The organism is Achromobacter sp. SIMBA_011 (assembly GCF_046535435.1).
GTDB lineage: Bacteria > Pseudomonadota > Gammaproteobacteria > Burkholderiales > Burkholderiaceae_B > Achromobacter > Achromobacter dolens.
This window is the reverse complement of record NZ_JAWRWN010000014.1, coordinates 63,538-80,912: the sequence shown is the minus strand read 5'-3', so window position 1 is coordinate 80,912 and position 17,375 is coordinate 63,538. Positions and strand designations below refer to the sequence as shown.

The window sequence follows — 17,375 nt, the reverse complement described above, 5'->3', positions numbered from 1 at the left end:
CCGCAGGCTAACGCCTGTGGGGTTTTGTCTTTTGGGGCGCGCCACACCCTGAAAAGAAACCCCGAAAAGAAACCCCCATGCGGCTTGCGCCGCACGGGGGTTTTTGTTGGCCGGGACAATGTGTCAGAGCGGTGCCGTTCCGGTGTAGTCCTGGCGGTCAATGCCGTGACGCTGTAGCTTGTCGTAGAACGTCTTGCGAGGAATGCCCAACGCTTCCAGCGTTGCGCGGACGTCGCCCCGGTGGGCGGCGAGCGCTTCACGGATGAGCTGGGCTTCGAAACGCTCCATCTTTTCCGGCAGGGTGCCGGCGCTGATTGCGGGTTCGGGGGCCGTGGCGGTGGGGGTGTTCAGCACGCCCAGGACGAAGCGTTCGGCGAAGTGTGCGAGTTCTCGCACATTGCCGGGCCAGTCATGTGTCAATAGATGGCGCTTGATGTCCGTGGGCATGTCGGGAATGTCGCGTTGGAAGCGGCGCGAGGCATGACCCAGGTAGTGGGCCAGCAGCAGAGGGATGTCCTCGCGGCGTTCGCGCAGGGGCGGAATGCGGATGGTGACCACATTCAGGCGGTAGAACAGGTCTTCGCGGAATTTGGCGCGAACGGCCGGGCTGCCCAGGTCTTCCTTGGTGGCGGCGACGACGCGCAAGTCCAGGTTGCGGACTTCGTTGCTGCCCAGCGGGGTGATCTGTCGCGATTCGAGGACGCGCAGCAGCTTGACCTGCACCGCCAGGGGCATGCTCTCGATTTCGTCGAGGAACAGGGTGCCGCCGCTGGCGTGCTCGATGCGGCCTATGCGCCGCTTCTGCGCGCCGGTGAAGGCGCCGGCCTCGTGGCCGAACAGCTCGCTTTCGATCACGCTTTCCGGTAGCGCGCCACAGTTGATCGCGACCAGCGCGCGATGCCGCCGGCGGCTCAGGCGGTGCAGGGCGGTGGCGACCACTTCCTTGCCGGTGCCGGTTTCGCCCTCAACCAGCACGTCGACGTCGGCGTCGGCGATGTGGCGCAGCGTCTGCTTGATGCGCTGCATGGCCGGGGTGGTGCCTATGAAGGGCACTTCGTCGGCTTCGACCGCGAACGCGGCCTCGCGCAGGCGGCGGTTCTCCAGCACCAGGTGACGTTTTTCGGCTGCGTGTGAGATGGCGGTGACCAGGCGATCCGGGGGATAGGGTTTGGCCAGGAAGTCATAGGCGCCGTCGCGCATGCATTGCACCGCCATGGCGATGTCGCCGTGGCCGGTGATGAGGATGACGGGGATCTCCGGGTCGATGGCCCGCAGGCGCTGGAACAGTTGCAGCCCATCGATGTCGGGCATGCGGATATCGGTGACCACCACGCCGTCGAAGTCGCGATTGATCGTGGCGAGCGCGCCGCGCGCGCTGGCATGGGCTTCGACCGCGATGCCGTGCAGCTTGAGCGTCTGCACGTTGGCGCGGCGCAGGTCCTCGTCGTCGTCAATGAAGGCGACACGTGGTGCGGCGGGCTTGGCGCGGGGATCTTCCAGCAGGGCGGCTCCAGGCATGGCGCCTGGCGGCAGGGGCTGGGAGTGGTCGGTGTCAGGTACGCGGGTCATGGATCGAAGGCGGCGCTTTGCGCAGCGTCAGGGTGAACATCGCGCCGCGGCCGGGGCCGTGGGGCGCGGGGAAAATGGCATCGCCGGGATGGGCGGCACGCAGGTCGCCGCCGAATTCGGCGACGATGTCGCGTGAAATCACCAGGCCCAGCCCCAGGCCCTCGGCCTTGGTGGTGTGAAACGGCGTGAACAGGCGCGCGCTGGCTTCGGGCGACAGGCCCGGGCCGTTGTCGTTGACGAACAGTTGCACCGAGGCGCCCATGTCCTGCAGTGCGATGATGATGCGGCCGTCGGCCTGGCCTTCGAGTGCATCCATGCCGTTCTGCAGGAGGTTCACCAGCACCTGCTCGAGGCGGATGCGGTTGGCCTGCACCAGGTAGTCTTGTTCCACAGGCGGGCGTTGCAACACTACGCGCTGGCGCCTGGCCCGGGGGCCGACCAGCAGCAGTGCGCCATCCAGCGCCTCTTTCAGGCTGGTGGGGCCGACCGAGGCGCCTGCCTTGCGCGAGAACGCGCGCAGCTCGCCGGTGATATGGCCGATGCGGTCGGTGAGCGAGGCGATGGTGCCCAGGTTTTCCTGGACGGAGGCCGGATCCTGGCGGCGTAGGAATTCAGCGGCGTTGTCGGCATAGGCGCGGATCGCAGCCACCGGCTGGTTGATTTCGTGCGCGACGCCGGCGGCAACCTGGCCCAGCAGCGCGAGCTTGCTGGCTTGCACCAGTTCGTCCTGCATGGTGTGCAGACGCGCCTCGGTGCGCTGGCGTTCGTCCATTTGCGCCAGCAGTTGCTGGTTGACCTCGCGCAGTTGCGCGGTGCGCTCTTCGACCTGGGCGGCCAACTGCTGGCGTACCGCCATCTGCTGGGAGGCGCGTTCACGGTTGCGATGGCGGCGGTAAAGCAGGATGCCGATGACGGCGGATAGCACGCCTTGGGCCAGCAGCGCGCCCAGTTGCGCGTTGGCGGTGGCGCGGTTGAGCGCCGACTGCACGGGGGACAGCAGGTGCAGCGTCCAGCCCGGCGATTCGACGATGGGGAGTGTGGTGTGCAGCAGCGGCGCGCCGGCCGGAATCTGTGGCAGGGCTTCGGCCGATCGCAGCAGTTGGCCGCCACTGATCGTCGTCGGGGCGGGCCGCAAGGGCAGCGGCTGGAACATGGCGTCGCCGAACTGCAGGCTGGTGCGCAGGGTCTGGGCCAGGTCGGGCGCCAGCGGCTTGAGCACGCGGAAGCGCCAGTCGGGCACGCTGCCCAGCAGCACGACGCCATGTTCGTCGGTGACGAAGATGGGCGCGTTCGACTGGCGCCAGTCGGCTTCGAGGTCACGGAAATCGACTTTCAACACCACGACGCCCAGCATCGTGCCGCTGGTGTCGTCGACCCGCCGCGACAGGTAAAGGCCGGCTTCGTGGCTGATGGTGCCAAGCGCGAAGTGCTCGGCGGATCCGTGCGCCACGGCGCCGCGAAAGTACGGCCGGAACTGGTAATCGACGCCGACGAAGGTGGCGGGTTCGCGCCAGTTGCTGGCGGCGATGGCGTAGCCCGTCTGGTCCAGGACGTAGATCGCCGAGGCGCCCACGCCGCGGCTCAGGCTGTCGAGTTTTTCGTCGAGCGACTCGATCTGCGCCGCTGTGGGGTTCTGCAGCGTGGCGCGCAGGTCGACATCGCGAGTGAGGACGAAGGGCAGCGCACGGAATTTGTCCAGGTTGTTGCGCAACAGGGCGGCGTTGATCTGGCCGGCGCTGCGGGCCTGCAGGTAGGCTTCCTTGAGAGCGCCGTCGCGCGCCCATTCGCTGGCGGCATGCAGGATACCGAACACCACCGCCACGACCGCCAGAATCAGAAGCGCCCACGGCCAGGCCTGACGGCGGCGGGACGCGGCGGCATCCGCTTGAGCGGGCGCAGCGGCGGACGCCTGCTGGGAGCGAGGACGAGTGGGCATGGTGGTGTGCGGTTTTTCGCACATTTTAGCGGAGTTCTGTGCGGTATTTCGCCAATCTTTTCGGCGGCAACCCCTGTCAGCCGGAAAAAGCACAATTGAATCAAAGGCTTGAGTTCTATATCCGATCAACCGTGGCTTGGCACGCCATTTGCATATGACAGTGCAAGCCCGGCGATATTGCTCATCGGGTGAAATCGGCCTGCGGAGATACGCAAGGCTTTAAAAGAGATAACGCCCCGATACCCGCTGCGCATCGTCGCATGGAGCCTGGGGCCCTGGTGGGGACAAATCCCGATGATCGAAGTGGATCAAGGCGCGCCTGCGCGCAAGCTCAAGTTCTATCAAATTCTGTATGTGCAGGTGCTTTTCGCGATCGTGATCGGCATCCTGCTGGGCTATTTCAAGCCCGACCTCGGGCAGGCCATGCAGCCCCTGGGTGACGGCTTCATCAAGCTGGTGAAGATGATCATCGCCCCGGTGATCTTCCTGACCGTGGCGACCGGCATCGCGGCCATGAGCGACCTCAAGAAGGTCGGGCGCGTGGCGGGCAAGGCCATGCTGTACTTCCTGGTGTTCTCGACCCTGGCCCTGATCGTGGGCATGGTGGTGAGCCACATCGTGCAGCCGGGCGCCGGCATGCACATCAATCCGGCCACGCTGGACCAGAAGGCGGTGTCGGGCTATGTCGCCAAGGCGCATGACTCGACCATCACGGGTTTCCTGCTGAACGTCATCCCCACCACGATCTTCAGCCCCTTCGTCGGCGGCGACATCCTGCAGGTGCTGTTCGTGGCGGTGCTGTTCGGCATCGCGCTGGCTCAGGTCGGCGAGCGCGGCAAGCCGGTGCTGGACTTCCTGACGGCGCTGGCCCAACCGATCTTCAAGCTGGTCGCCATCCTGATGAAGGCCGCGCCCATCGGCGCATTTGGCGCGATGGCGTTTACCATCGGCAAGTACGGCATCAAGTCGATCATCAACCTGGCGATGCTGGTGGGCACCTTCTACGCCACCTCGGTGCTGTTCGTGGTCGTGGTGCTGGGCCTGGTGGCGCGCTACAACGGCTTCTCAATCCTGAAGCTGGTGCGCTACATCCGCGAAGAACTGCTGCTGGTGCTGGGCACGAGCTCGTCGGAAGCGGCGCTGCCGACGCTGATGCAGAAGATGGAACGCGCCGGCTGCTCGAAGTCGGTGGTCGGCCTGGTGGTGCCCACCGGTTATTCGTTCAACCTGGATGGCACCAACATCTACATGACGATGGCGGCGCTGTTCATCGCGCAGGCCTGCGACATTCCGCTGTCGCTGGGTGACCAGATCCTGTTGCTGCTGGTGGCAATGCTGAGCTCCAAGGGCGCCGCGGGCGTGACGGGCGCCGGCTTCATCACCCTGGCCGCGACGCTGTCGGTGGTGCCGACAGTGCCGGTGGCCGGCATGGCGCTGATCCTGGGCGTGGACCGCTTCATGTCGGAATGCCGCGCGCTGACCAACCTGGTCGGCAACGCCACCGCCGCGGTCGTGGTGGCGCGCTGGGAAGGCGAGTTGGACAAGGACCAACTGCATGCGGCGCTCGAAGGCGAGGCGCCGGCCGCGCAGCCGCAGGCGATGGCGCGGGTGTCGACGTCGCAGAGCTGATCGCCGCCTGACCACGTCAAAAAGCCCCCGGGACCGCACGGCCCGGGGGCTTTTTTCATGGGATTGCGCGGAATCAGGGAATCGCGATGCCCGCGGCCCGCAACAGGTTGGCGGTCTCGAATAGCGGCAGGCCCATGACGCCGGTGTAGCTGCCGTCGATGCGCGCGATGAAAGTGCCCGCCAGGCCCTGGATGCCATAGGCGCCGGCTTTGCCGTAAGGCTCGCCGCTGTCGCAGTAGCGCGCGATTTCGTCAGGTTGCAAGGGGCGCATCTGCACCTGGGTGATCGAAACCGCTTCCAGCAGGCGATCGCCCGTCCATAGCGCGACGGCGGTGTGGACCTGGTGCGTCTGGCCCGACAACGCCTGCAGGATGCGGATGGCGTCGTCGCGGTCGGCGGGCTTGCCCAGCACCTGGCCGTCGAGGATGACGGTGGTGTCGGCGGCCAGCAGCGGCAAGGCCGGCAAGGCTTGCGCGCGCAGCCAGTCGCGGCCGCGTTCGGCCTTGTCGCGCGCGGTGCGCTGCACGTAGTCGGCGGCGCTTTCGCCGGGGTGCTGGGGTTCGTCTTCACCGGGCGGCGCCGGCACGCGCAGCACGTCGTGCGCGAGGCCGATCTGCGTCAGCAGTTCGCGCCGGCGCGGGCTGGCGGAGGCGAGGTACAGGCGTGCGGGAGGGGGAGCGTCAGTCATGGGAAGCGGCGCGCGCCAGGCTGGCGCCCGGCGTCATGCCTCAGGCGCGGTGATAGGGATGGTTGGTCATGATGGCCCAGGCGCGGTAGAGCTGTTCAGCCAGCACCACGCGCACCATGGGATGCGGCAGCGTTAGTGACGACAGGCGCAACTGGCCGCTGCACGAAGCCTTGAGCTCGGCATCCAGGCCGTCGGGGCCGCCGACCAGGAAGGCGACATCCTGACCGCCCGCGCGCCATTGTTCGAGCCTCTGTGACAACGCCATGGTGGTGAGGTCGCGGCCGCGTTCGTCCAGCGCCAGGCGTAGCGCACCGGCCGGCAGCGCGGCCTCGATGCGCTTGGCTTCGGCGGCCATCATCTGGGCCGGGGTCTTGCCGGTGGTGCGGGGTTCGGGCTTGATCTCGCGCAGTTCGAGCGCGCAGTCGGGCGGCAGGCGCTTGGCGTAGTCGTCCCAGGCGGTCTGCACCCAGTCTGGCATGCGCGTGCCCACGGCGGCGACGATCAGCTTCACAACGCGCTCTTAATTGTCGGTGCTGTCGTAGGCGCTGTCGCTGGCGATCGGCGCGACCCGGGTGGATTCGGGCAGCAGCTTGACGCGCACCGGCTTGCCGCCCCAGATCTCTTCCAGGTTGTAGTACTGGCGGATGGCGGGCTGCATGATGTGGACCACGACGTCGCCCAGGTCGACGACGACCCATTCGCCGGTGTCCTCGCCTTCGATCGTGATGCCGGAGAGGTCGAGCGCGCGGCCGCGGTCTGCCACGCTGGAGGCCAGCGCCCGCGTCTGGCGATTGGAGGTGGCGCTTGCAATCACGACGCGATCGAACAGGCTGGTCAGATGCGTGGTGTTGAAGACCTTGATGTCTTGCGCCTTGACGTCTTCGAGGGCGTCGATGACGGCGCGTTGGAGTTTCTGTATATCCATAGCTGCAAATATAACCCGCTGACGGACGGCGAGTGCCGGTTTCCGTGGCGCTGCGCGCCAGGGCGGGATGGGTTTATCGGTAAAGATGGTGCGCCGCAATATAGGCGGCGACGGGCGCGGCCAGCAGGCCGTCGGTCGATTCGCCCCGGGCCAGGCGCTCGCGGATCTGCGAGGCCGAGACCGGCATCGGGGCGAAAGGCAATTCTTCGAGCTGGCGTCCCTGGCCACGCAGCCAGTCGGCCAGTTCCGCCGGCGGCGCCAGCGGCGTGCCGGGGCGTGTGGCCACCGCCAGGTCGACCAGGCTGGCGATTTCGCGCCATGACTGCCAGGTGCAGAAATTGGCCAACTGGTCGGCGCCCAGCAGCCAGACATAGCGGGCATCGGCGGGCAGGGCGCGCAGGGTGTCGATGGTGTAGGTGGCGCCGCCGCGTTCGAGTTCGATCGGATTGACCGCCAAGCCATCGTGGCCGGCGATGGCCAGTTCCAGCATGGCGCGGCGCTGGTCCGCGGTGGCGTGCAAGGCGGCGCGCTGCCAGGGGTTGGCCGCCGGGATCAGTTGCACTTGCGCCAGGCCGAGCGCCCGCAGCGCGTTGTCGGCCAGCGCGACATGCGCGACGTGGACGGGGTCGAAACTGCCGCCCAGAAGACCGATGCGCTTCACACCCAGTCCCGCGGCGTCAGGTAGGCAGCCAGCTCGGCCTCGGGCGTGCCCGTCTCCGGCTGCCAGTCGTAGCGCCATTGCGCCAGCGGCGGCATGGACAGCAGGATCGACTCGGTGCGGCCGCCGGACTGCAGGCCGAACAGTGTGCCGCGGTCGAACACCAGGTTGAATTCGACGTAGCGGCCGCGGCGGTAGGCCTGGAAGTCGCGTTCGCGTTCGCCGTAGGGCGTGTGGCGGCGACGTTCGACGATCGGCAGGTAGCTGTCGAGGAAGGCGTCGCCGACCGAGCGCGTCAGGGCGAACGAGGCGTCGAAGCCGGGAGCGTTCAGGTCATCGAAGAAAATGCCGCCGATGCCCCGGGTTTCGTTGCGGTGCTTGAGGAAGAAGTACTCGTCGCACCAGCGCTTGTAGCGCGGGTAGTAGTCGGCGCCATGCCCGGCCAGGGCGTCGCGGCACACGGTGTGGAAGTGGCGCGCGTCTTCCTCGAAAGGGTAGTAGGGTGTCAGGTCGATGCCGCCGCCGAACCAGAACACGTCGGCCTCGTCATGGCCGGGACGGGCCGCGGCGACGAACATGCGCACGTTCATGTGCGTGGTGGGCACGTACGGGTTGCGCGGGTGCAGCACCATCGACACGCCCATGGCTTCCCAGGAGCGGCCAGCCAGCTCGGGCCGGTGCGCGCTGGCCGACGGCGGCAGCTTCGAACCCCGGACGTGGCTGAACAGCACGCCGGCGCGCTCGAACAACTGGCCGCCTTCGAGCAGGCGCGACAGGCCGCCGCCGCCTTCGGGCCTGACCCATTCGTCGCTGCGGAAGGGGCCGCCTTCGGCGGCCTCCAGCGCGGCGACGATGCGGGCTTGCAGGCCGGTGAGGTAGCCGCGGACGTCGGCGACGGGCAAGGCGTTCATCGGCGCTTCCGGTTACGCGTTGGACTTGGGCTTCTGCTGCGACGGCTTGAGCGCGCGCCAGCCGATGTCGCTGCGGTACTGGCGGCCGTCGAAGTGGATGCCGTCGATGGCTTCGTACACACGGTCGCGCGCCATCTTGACCGAGTCGCCCAGCGCCGTGACGCACAGCACGCGGCCGCCGGTGGTCTGGGTTTCGTCGCCTTCCAGGCGGGTGGCCGCGTGGAACACCATGCAGTCGTCGGCGTCGGCGGGCAGGCCGCGGATGACGTCGCCGGTGCGCGGGGTGTTGGGATAGTTGTGCGAGGCCAGCACCACGCCCAGGGCGGTGCGGCGGTCCCAGGTGATGTCGGCCTGGTCCAGCGTGCCCTCGACGGCGTGCTCGAGCGCGTCCAGCAGGTCGCTCTTGACGCGCATCATGATCGGCTGGGTTTCCGGGTCGCCCATGCGGCAGTTGAATTCCAGCGTCTTGATGTCGCGGTCGGGATCATCGCCGGGGGCGATCATCAGGCCGGCGTACAGGAAGCCGGTGTAGGGGATGCCGTCGCGCGTCATGCCCTGCACGGTCGGCAGGATGATTTCGCGCATGATGCGGTGGTGCAGCTCGGGCGTGACGATCGGGGCGGGCGAGTAGGCGCCCATGCCACCGGTGTTCGGGCCCTGGTCGCCGTCCTGCAGGCGCTTGTGGTCCTGGCTGGTGGCCAGCGCCAGCACATTGCGGCCGTCGCACATGACGATGAAGCTGGCTTCCTCGCCGACCAGGCATTCCTCGATGACGACGCGCGCCCCGGCTTCGCCCATGGAGCCGTCGCCCAGCATGGCGTCGACGGCGGCGTGGGCCTCTTCGAGCGTGGCGGCGACCACCACGCCCTTGCCGGCGGCCAGGCCGTCGGCCTTGATCACGATGGGGGCGCCTTCCTGGTCGATGTAGGCATGCGCCTGGGCCGGGTCGGTGAAGGTGGCATAGTGCGCGGTCGGGATATTGTGCCGGACCATGAAGGCCTTGGCGTAGTCCTTGGAGCTTTCCAGTTGCGCGGCGGCCTTGGTCGGGCCGAAGATCTTCAGGCCGCGGGCGCGGAAGACGTCGACCACACCGGCGGCCAGCGGCGCCTCGGGGCCCACGACCGTCAGGGCGATGCCTTCGCGCTGGACGAAATCGGCCAATTCCTCGGCATTGGTGAGCGGGATGTTTTCCATCTGCTCGGCCCGTTGCGTGCCGCCGTTGCCCGGCGCCACGTACACCTTGTGTACGCGGGGGGAGCGGGCCAGTCGCCAGGCGAGGGCATGTTCGCGGCCGCCCGAGCCAATTACCAGGAGTTTCATTGTTGCGTGATTCTTAAGGTTGCCAGTCGAGTGTCGTCAGACACCTGCCCGAGAAATAGGCCACGGATCCGGGCGGGCCCGGATCCGGTGACAGCGCGGCGCCTGGAAGGCACAAGCGCGCAGCGCGCCGGGGTAATGGAAAAAGACTGCGGAAAGTTACTGCGCTTCGTCGAAAATGACGGTGGTATAGACTTCCTGCACGTCGTCCAGGCCTTCCAGGGCGTCGAGCAGCTTCTGCATCTTGATGGCGTCTTCGCCGGCCAGTTCGGTTTCGTTCAGGGCCTTCATGACGATGCCGTCGACTTCGGCCTTCAGGCCGGCCTCGTCGAACGCCTTGCGCACGGCGGCGTAGTCGGTCGGGGCGCAGATGACTTCGATCACGCCTTCCTCGTCGGTGGCGACGTCTTCGGCGCCGGCCTCGAGCGCGGCTTCCATGACCTTGTCTTCCGGCGTGCCGGGGGCGAACACGAATTGGCCGCAGTGCTTGAACATGAAGGCGACCGAGCCTTCCTGGCCCAGGTTGCCGCCGTTCTTGGCGAAGGCGTGGCGCACTTCGGCCACGGTGCGGGTGCGGTTGTCGGTCATGCAGTCGACGATGACCGCCGCGCCGCCGATGCCGTAGCCCTCGTAGCGCACTTCTTCGTACGCTTCGCCGTCCGCGCCGCCCGCGCCGCGCTGGATGGCGCGCTGGATGTTGTCCTTGGGCATGTTGGCGTCGGTGGCCTTGTCCCAGGCCATGCGCAAGCGCGGGTTGCTGTCCGGGTCGGGGCCGCCGGCGCGCGCCGCCACGGTGATTTCACGAATGATCTTGGTCCAGAGCTTTCCGCGTTTGGCGTCTTGACGGCCTTTGCGGTGCTGAATATTGGCCCATTTGCTGTGTCCGGCCATGGCTTCCCAGGATAAATTGTCTGCAAAAACGGCATTTTACCGTGCCGGCGGCCTCCGCGCCCGGGAGCGGGCCGCCTGTGTCCATATTGCCACGCGCACAAGCGTCATCGCAGGCTCTACACTTGGGCATCTGAGTCATTCCGGTCCGGAGAGCAGTCCATGCCCAATCCCATCGTCATCGCCAAGAACGCGCAGACCGAATTGGCCCTCTTGCCCGCCCTGGCCAACCGCCACGGCTGCATCACTGGCGCCACCGGTACCGGCAAGACCGTCACCCTGCAGGTGCTGGCCGAATCCTTCTCCCGCATCGGCACGCCGGTCTTCATGGCCGACGTCAAGGGCGACCTGACCGGCATTTCGCAGGCGGGGATGGCCAGCCCCAAGCTGCAGGAGCGGCTCAAGAACCTGGGCCTGGACGAGCCGGCCTGGGGCGCCAGCCCGGTCGCGCTGTGGGACGTGTTCGGCGAGCAGGGCACGCCGGTGCGCGCCACCATCACCGACATGGGGCCGCTGCTGCTTGCGCGCATCCTCGAGCTGAACGACACCCAGGAAGGCGTGCTGACGCTGGTGTTCAAGGTGGCGGATGACGAAGGCCAACTGCTGCTGGACCTGAAAGACCTGCGCGCCATGCTGCAGAACGTCGCCGACCGCGCCGCCGAGCTCAAGACCCGCTATGGCAACGTGTCCGCCGCCAGCGTCGGCGCGATCCAGCGCGGCCTGCTGGCGTTGGAGTCGCAGGGCGCCGAGAAATTCTTCGGCGAGCCGATGCTGGACGTCGCCGACCTGATGCGCACCGACGCCCAGGGACGTGGCATCGTCAACGTGCTGGCCGCCGACAAACTGATGCAGGCGCCGCGGCTGTACGCCATCTTCCTGCTGTGGCTGCTGGCCGACCTGTACGAGAAACTGCCGGAAGTGGGCGACGTCGACCAGCCCAAGCTGGTGTTCTTCTTCGACGAGGCGCACCTGCTGTTCAACGACGCGCCGCCAGCGTTGCTGACCAAGATCGAACAGGTGGTGCGGCTGGTGCGTTCCAAGGGCGTGGGCGTCTATTTCGTGACGCAGAACCCGCTGGACATTCCGGACACCGTGCTGGGCCAGTTGGGCAACCGGGTGCAGCACGCCTTGCGCGCCTTCACGCCGCGCGACCAGAAGGCTGTCAAGACCGCGGCCCAGACCATGCGGCCCAATCCGGGACTGGATATCGAGGCGGCCATCACCGAACTGGGCGTGGGCGAAGCGCTGGTCTCGCTGCTGGATGCCAAGGGCCGCCCGATGCCGACCGAGCGCGCCTGGATCGTGCCGCCAGGCAGCCGCATCGGCCCGGCCACCGACGCCGAGCGCCTGGCCCTGCGCCAGGGCAGCCCGATGTCGGCCAAGTATGACAAGGCCATCGACCGCGAATCCGCCTACGAAGTGCTGGCCGGACGCGCCGCGGCCCCGGCCGATCAGGCGTCCGGGAAGGCCGCGCCGACGCCGACTGCGGGCGGCGCGCCGGGCCAGGCGCAGGGCGGCGGCCTGATGGACAGCCTGAACGATGTGCTGTTCGGCTCCACCGGCCCGCGCGGCGGCAAGCGCGATGGGGTGGTGCAGACTTTCGCCAAGAGCACGGCGCGTTCGATCGCGACGCAACTGGCGCGCGGCATCCTGGGATCGCTGCTGGGCTCCAAGACGCGTCGCTGAATTCTGTATTCCATCTCCGGAACAAACTGTACCCGGCGCTGTAACGTCGGGTAGTACGTTGTTTGTAACTTGGGGTATTGCGTTACCGCCATTTATGCCTATGATTCTGGGCGGTGCAATCCAGGATTACAAAGGAAACGGTGGTGGCAAAAAAACACAAGATTGCGGTGATCCCAGGGGACGGAATCGGCAAGGAAGTCGTTCCGGAAGGCCTGAAAGTGCTTGACGCCGTTGCGTCGCGCTTCGGCATTGATTTCCAGTGGGACCACTTCGACTGGAGCTGCGATTACTACGCCAAGCACGGCAAAATGATGCCGGACGATTGGCAACGGCAGATCGGCCAGCATGAAGCGATTTTCTTCGGCGCCATCGGCTGGCCCGCCACAGTGCCGGACCACGAGGCGTTGTGGGGCTCGTTGTTCAAGTTCCGCCGCGAATTCGACCAGTACATCAATCTGCGCCCGGTGCGCCTGATGCCCGGCGTGCCTTCGCCGCTGGCCGGCCGCCAGCCCGGCGAGATCGATTTCTTCATCGTGCGTGAAAACACCGAAGGTGAATATTCCAACAGCGGCGGCGTCCTGTTTGGCGGCACCGAGCGCGAAGTGGTCATCCAGGAAAGCGTATTTACCCGCATCGGCGCCGAGCGCGTACTGAAATTCGCCTTCGAACTGGCCCGCAAGCGCGGCAAGCACCTGACGGCGGCGACCAAGTCCAACGGCATTTCGATTTCGATGCCATGGTGGGACCAGCGCGTGGCGGAAATGGCTGGGAACTATCCGGATGTCCGCTGGGACAAATATCACATCGATATCCTCTGCGCGCATTTCGTGCAGCATCCTGACTGGTTCGACGTGGTCGTGGCTTCCAACCTTTTCGGCGATATCCTTTCCGATCTCGGCCCCGCCTGCACTGGGACGATCGGCATCGCGCCGTCGGCCAACCTGAACCCCGAGCGCAAGTTCCCGTCCCTGTTCGAGCCCGTGCATGGCTCCGCACCCGATATCTATGGCAAAGGCATCGCCAACCCGATCGGCCAGATCTGGAGCGGCGCGCTGATGCTCGACTTCCTGGGTTATGACGCCGCCTCGGCGGCCGTGGTCCGCGCCATTGAAACGGTGCTGGCCGATGGCCCGCGCACGCGCGACATGAAGGGCACTGCGTCCACTGCCGAAGTAGGCGACGCCATTGCGTCGCTGATCGCGGCGACCTAGCGCGATGCGTTGACCGGGGCCCAGACCATGGTCGATTCCATCGCCTCCCGCTCCGCCCCGGTGGGTGGCAGCCGTGCCGACCGTTTCGCCCGCAAGCTGTTCCGGATGTTGCGGTCGCGCACGCAGCGCCACAATCAGCACCTGTGGCCGTTCGTGCGCATCTGGCGCAATCCCGCGGGGGTGATCTGTGGTTTCCGCGCGTTCGGCCGCTCGGTGCCTATCACGCCGTTGGAGCAGGGGTACGACCCCGACGACGACGAGATGCACCTGATCCTGAGCGGGCCGTCGATCGCCGAGATTCCCTATGACCGCCTGGACATCCGGGCAGCCATGGGGGTGAATGGTTCGATCGCGCTGGCGCGCAAGTTCAATCTGCAGTTCAAGTACTACTGCATCATCGACCAGAATTTCGTGCGGGACCGCATCGATCTGGTGCGCGAGATCGTCGCCTGTGACCTGACGCTGTATGTGCTGCCCGACGTGCTGCGCTACATCATGCAGGGGATTGCGCAGGAAGAGATCCGCTGCCGCATCTGCATCATCGAGTTCATTTCCGAGCGCGCCTACCAGCGCAGCGCCGCGCCCGCGGTGCTCAAGCGCATGGTGGCCGCCTCGCCCGACCTGCGGCTGCTGGACGCCAAGCAGGGCCTGGGCTACAGCTTCGACGCGTCGCTCGGCGTGTTCGACGCGGATACGGTGGCTTACGTGGCGCTGCAGGTGATGATTTCGGGGGGCGCGCGCAAGGTCTATCTGCACGGCCTGGACCTGACACTGCAGCACGGCATGCGCTTCTACGACGAAGGCGAGACGCCGCAGGCCAGCCGGTTGGCGCGCAACTTCGCCCGCCTGATCGAGCCCTCGTTCCGCTTCGCCGCGCAGCAGTGGCGTGGGCGCGGCGTGTCGGTGATCAACCTGTCGCCGGTGAGCGCGCTGCCGCCGGAGGTGATCGAACGGCAGGACTGGCACACGCTGCTTAAACATTGAAAAAAGGCCCGGCATCCGCCGGGCCTTTTTTTGGGTGCGCGCCCTGTCAGGGACAGGGCTGGGCGGCGATCAGTGGGCGCCCGCCGCGGCTTCGGCCGCGCCGCCGCCACCGCCCGCCTTGGCCGAGCGTGGCCGGGCGAACCAGACCAGGCCAGTCAGCAACAGGAAGATCACCGCCGAGGCGTAGAACACATCCACCGCGGACATCGTGAACGCCTGCGCGTTGATCAGCCGGTCGACCGTGCTCAAGGCCTGCTGGTGCGACATGCCGACCGTGTTCTGCAGCACGTTGAGTGTCTGGTCAAACGCCTGCTGGCCGGGCCGCGCCGCCTCGGTCAATTGCACATGGTGCAGCGTGGCGCGGTTCTCCCACAGCGTAGTCGCGATCGAGGTGCCGAAGGCGCCCGCGGTCAGCCGCAGGAAGTTCGACAGGCCCGAGGCGGCCGGGATGCGCCAAGGCTCGATGCTCGACAGCGTGATCGACGTCAACGGCACGAAGAACGCCGCCATGGCCGCGCCCTGGATGATGGTCGGGATCATCAGCGTGCGCACGTCGGTCTGGGTGTTGAAGCCCGAACGCATGAAGCACACCAGCGCAAAGATCAGGAACGCCACTGTCACGATCTGGCGCGGGTCGCGCGTGGCCAGCATCTTGCCCACCATCGGCGTGAGCAGGATGGCCAGCAGGCCCACCGGCGCGGTCACCAGGCCGGCATAGGTGGCCGTGTAGCCCATGTAGCTCTGCAGCCACAAGGGCAGCAGCACCACGTTGCCGAAGAACACGCCATAGGCCACCGCCAGCGTCAGCGCCCCGACCGTGAAGTTGCGGATCTTGAACAGGCGCAGGTCGACCACCGGATGCGCGTCGGTCAATTCCCAGATCAGGAAGAAGACGAATGCCACGAAAGCGATGGCGGCCAGGGCGATGATGGTGGGGCTGGCGAACCAGTCCAGTTCCTTGCCCTTGTCGAGCATGATCTGCAGCGCGCCAACCCACACCACCAGCAGCACCAGGCCGAGCTTGTCGATCGGCAACTTGCGGGTCAGCGATTCGCGGTTGCCATAGATGCGCCAGCTGATCCATGCCGCCAGCAGGCCCACCGGCACGTTGATGTAGAAGATCCACGGCCAGGTGTAGTTGTCGGAGATCCAGCCGCCCAGCAGCGGTCCCGCCACTGGCGCCACCAGTGTCGTCATCGACCAGACCGCCAGCGCCATGCCCGCCTTGGACTTGGGGAAGCTGGCCAGCATCAACGTTTGCGATAGCGGGATCATCGGCCCGGCCACGGCGCCTTGCAGCACGCGGAATGCGATCAGCGCTTCGAGCGAGGGCGAGAAGCCGCACAGCCACGACGCCAGCACGAACAGCAGGGTGGATATCAGGAACAGCCGGACCTGGCCGAAGCGCTGCGTCAGCCAGCCGGTCAGCGGCACCGTGATGGCGTTGGCCACGGCGAACGACGTGATGACCCAGGTGCCCTGGCTGGAGCTGACGCCAAGATCGCCGGAAATGGTGGGAATGGACACGTTCGCGATCGAGGTGTCCAGCACGTTCATGAACACCGCCGTGGACAGGGCGATCGACCCGATGATGCGGGTGGCGCCTTCCAGTGGCGGGTAGGTCCCGGGCGGAAGTACGGTGGGCTCGGCGGGGGCGCCGCCGGCCGCGGGCTGAGCGGTGGTGCTCATGGGAAGATCCCCTTACTTGGCGCCGCGCGCCAAGCCCTCTTTGGCCACGGGCGATTGCGCCGCCTGCGGCGTGAATTCGTCGGAGGCGAGGTTGGCCTGGATGATCTTGCCGATCAGGGCGTCGACCTCGTCATGGGCCGGTTCGAACGCGCGCGTCGACCAGGCCGGTTCCTTGCGGGTGGCGGCGGTCAGCGCTGCGCCGTCCTGCTTGCCGACGTCGACTTCCACGTCCATCGACAGGCCCACGCGCAGCGGATGCGTCTTCAGATCCTCGGGATCGAGCGCGATGCGCACGGGCACGCGCTGCACCACCTTGATCCAGTTGCCGGTGGCGTTCTGTGCTGGCAGCAGGGCGAAGGCGCTGCCGGTGCCTGCGTCCAGTCCGGCGACGGTGCCGTGGTAGGTGATCGAACTGCCGTACAGGTCGGCCGTCATCTTGACCGGCTGGCCGATGCGCATTTTGCGCAACTGGCCTTCCTTGAAGTTGGCTTCGACCCAGACCTGGTCCAGCGGCACCACCGTCATGAGCGCGGCGCCCGGGGCCACGCGCTGGCCCACCTGGACGGTGCGGCGGGCGATGACGCCGCCCACGGGGGCGGGCAGGACCGTGCGCGATTGGGCCAGCCACGCGTTGCGCAGGCCGGCAACGGCCTGGCGCACGTCAGGGTGCTCGGCCACCGTGGTGCCTTGCGTCAGCGCCTGGTTGGTCGCCAGCTTGGCGCGCGAGGCGGCCAGCGCGGCGCGGGCCTGCGCCAGCCCGGATTGCGCGGTCTTCAGCGCGGCTTCGGCGTGCAGGATTTCCTCGCCGCTGACGCCGCCGGACTTGGCCAGTTGCTGGCGACGGGTGACGTCGCTCTGGGCGCGGGTCAGTTCGGCCTGGGCGCGTTGGATGTCGGCCTGGCGCAGGTCGACGTCAGCCGCCAGCGCATCGTTCTGGACATAGTAGGTGCGGACCTGGCGCACGGTCTGAGCCAGCTTGGCCTCGGCCTGTTGCAAGGCGACCTGTGTGTCGGCCGGGTCGATGCGCACGAGCGGCTGGCCGGCGGTGACGGTTTCGGTGTCGTCGGCCTCGATGGCCACCACGGTGCCGGGCACCTGTGGCGTGATCTGCACCAAGTTGCCGTGCACGTAGGCGTCGTCGGTGCTTTCGAAGTGGGCGCCGAACAGCGCCCACCAGATGCCGTAGGCGATCGCGATGAGGATGAAAACGCCGGTCGCGATCAGCAGCAGGCGTTTGCGGGCGGGATTGGTCGTGGGAGTGGCTGCGTTCATGACGTCTGAATC

The 17,375-nt window shown here is 67.0% G+C and carries 15 protein-coding genes; 4 read left to right on the top strand and 11 right to left on the bottom strand.

Going from position 1 to position 17,375, the window contains the following annotated elements:
• Nucleotides 1–123: 123 nt before the first annotated feature.
• Nucleotides 124–1,518, bottom strand: a complete 1,395-nt coding sequence (locus SB816_RS29405) for a sigma-54-dependent transcriptional regulator (protein WP_175167706.1) — start codon at nt 1,516–1,518, stop codon at nt 124–126.
• Between the two features lie 34 nt (nt 1,519–1,552).
• Nucleotides 1,553–3,505: an ATP-binding protein gene (locus SB816_RS29400; protein ID WP_410547939.1), complete on the bottom strand. Its 1,953-nt coding sequence runs from the start codon at nt 3,503–3,505 to the stop codon at nt 1,553–1,555.
• A 294-nt stretch (nt 3,506–3,799) separates the two neighbouring features.
• Between SB816_RS29400 and SB816_RS29395 the strand changes: the two genes are divergently transcribed.
• A complete protein-coding gene (locus SB816_RS29395; RefSeq protein ID WP_054503965.1) occupies nt 3,800–5,134 on the top strand; it encodes a dicarboxylate/amino acid:cation symporter in 1,335 nt (444 codons plus the stop codon).
• 73 nt (nt 5,135–5,207) lie between these two features.
• On the opposite strand, the gene SB816_RS29390 is transcribed toward SB816_RS29395, so the two are convergent.
• The 7 genes from SB816_RS29390 to SB816_RS29360 form a co-directional block, all read right to left on the bottom strand.
• On the bottom strand, nt 5,208–5,822 hold the full coding sequence (locus SB816_RS29390; protein WP_054503964.1) for a Maf family protein: 615 nt from the start codon (nt 5,820–5,822) through the stop codon (nt 5,208–5,210).
• A gap of 40 nt (nt 5,823–5,862) precedes the next feature.
• Nucleotides 5,863–6,333 (bottom strand): 23S rRNA (pseudouridine(1915)-N(3))-methyltransferase RlmH, encoded by a 471-nt coding sequence (rlmH, locus tag SB816_RS29385; RefSeq protein WP_064526281.1) that lies wholly within the window; start codon nt 6,331–6,333, stop codon nt 5,863–5,865.
• Between the two features lie 9 nt (nt 6,334–6,342).
• Nucleotides 6,343–6,747: a ribosome silencing factor gene (gene rsfS / locus SB816_RS29380; protein WP_410547938.1), complete on the bottom strand. Its 405-nt coding sequence runs from the start codon at nt 6,745–6,747 to the stop codon at nt 6,343–6,345.
• Between the two features lie 73 nt (nt 6,748–6,820).
• Nucleotides 6,821–7,408: a nicotinate (nicotinamide) nucleotide adenylyltransferase gene (gene nadD / locus SB816_RS29375; RefSeq protein WP_064526283.1), complete on the bottom strand. Its 588-nt coding sequence runs from the start codon at nt 7,406–7,408 to the stop codon at nt 6,821–6,823.
• Nucleotides 7,405–8,316, bottom strand: a complete 912-nt coding sequence (gene hemF / locus SB816_RS29370; protein WP_064526285.1) for an oxygen-dependent coproporphyrinogen oxidase — start codon at nt 8,314–8,316, stop codon at nt 7,405–7,407. Before hemF ends, nadD begins: the two co-directional genes overlap by 4 nt.
• Nucleotides 8,317–8,328: 12 nt before the next feature.
• Entirely contained in the window at nt 8,329–9,636 is a 1,308-nt protein-coding gene (gene purD, locus SB816_RS29365; protein WP_054503961.1) for a phosphoribosylamine--glycine ligase, read from the bottom strand.
• Between the two features lie 156 nt (nt 9,637–9,792).
• Complete coding sequence (locus SB816_RS29360) at nt 9,793–10,524, bottom strand: YebC/PmpR family DNA-binding transcriptional regulator (protein ID WP_054503960.1); 732 nt, start codon at nt 10,522–10,524, stop codon at nt 9,793–9,795.
• A gap of 159 nt (nt 10,525–10,683) precedes the next feature.
• Between SB816_RS29360 and SB816_RS29355 the strand changes: the two genes are divergently transcribed.
• The 3 genes from SB816_RS29355 to SB816_RS29345 all read left to right on the top strand — a co-directional run bounded on the left by SB816_RS29355 (nt 10,684) and on the right by SB816_RS29345 (nt 14,402).
• Entirely contained in the window at nt 10,684–12,207 is a 1,524-nt protein-coding gene (locus SB816_RS29355; protein ID WP_064526287.1) for a helicase HerA-like C-terminal domain-containing protein, read from the top strand.
• A gap of 143 nt (nt 12,208–12,350) precedes the next feature.
• Nucleotides 12,351–13,418 carry a tartrate dehydrogenase gene (locus tag SB816_RS29350; RefSeq protein WP_054503958.1) on the top strand — a complete coding sequence of 356 codons (1,068 nt, stop codon included), beginning with the start codon at nt 12,351–12,353 and terminating at the stop codon, nt 13,416–13,418.
• Between the two features lie 27 nt (nt 13,419–13,445).
• Nucleotides 13,446–14,402 (top strand): hypothetical protein, encoded by a 957-nt coding sequence (locus SB816_RS29345; protein WP_116793145.1) that lies wholly within the window; start codon nt 13,446–13,448, stop codon nt 14,400–14,402.
• Between the two features lie 69 nt (nt 14,403–14,471).
• Here the strand turns inward: SB816_RS29345 and SB816_RS29340 are convergent, their stop codons facing one another.
• On the bottom strand, nt 14,472–16,091 hold the full coding sequence (locus tag SB816_RS29340; RefSeq protein WP_054503957.1) for a DHA2 family efflux MFS transporter permease subunit: 1,620 nt from the start codon (nt 16,089–16,091) through the stop codon (nt 14,472–14,474).
• 12 nt (nt 16,092–16,103) lie between these two features.
• The gene (locus SB816_RS29335) at nt 16,104–17,363 is read right to left on the bottom strand and encodes an HlyD family efflux transporter periplasmic adaptor subunit (protein ID WP_054503956.1); all 1,260 of its coding nucleotides are present in this window, start codon (nt 17,361–17,363) and stop codon (nt 16,104–16,106) included.
• Between the last annotated feature and the right edge of the window lie 12 nt (nt 17,364–17,375).